This is a genomic window from Pantoea sp. GbtcB22 (assembly GCF_019091025.1).
GTDB classification, from domain to species: Bacteria; Pseudomonadota; Gammaproteobacteria; order Enterobacterales; family Enterobacteriaceae; genus Pantoea; species Pantoea leporis.
Genome location: NZ_JAGXKB010000093.1, coordinates 1 through 289 on the forward strand (window position 1 = coordinate 1; position 289 = coordinate 289).

The 289-nt window shown below is 54.3% G+C and carries 1 pseudogene; it reads right to left on the bottom strand.

From position 1 onward, the window contains the following. Window positions 1–185: 185 nt before the first annotated feature. A pseudogene (locus KVT28_RS27925) lies at window positions 186–289 on the bottom strand (xanthine dehydrogenase accessory protein XdhC); the annotation flags it as partial.

A 289-nucleotide genomic window follows, 5' to 3' on the forward strand; every position in this document is an offset into this window, starting at 1 on the left:
TCAATCCCCGCTTCCAGCGCCGGCAGAAAATCCTCTTCCTGAATCTGGTCAAATGGCGGAGTTTGATACGGCAAGGTGCTGGCGGAGAAAAACGGATTAGCTCGTGAATTCATTATCGCTCCTGATAATCAGCAACGCCGCACGGTGGCGGGGGGATGGTTTTATCCTGGCAGTTTCCTCGTCACTCAACAACTTATCGCCTGCTGCTGATAAACGCTGATGGTTTCTCCCGCCACCGCGACGGCAATTTCCGCCGGTACCTTGCCCTTCACATCCGCCAAACCAATCG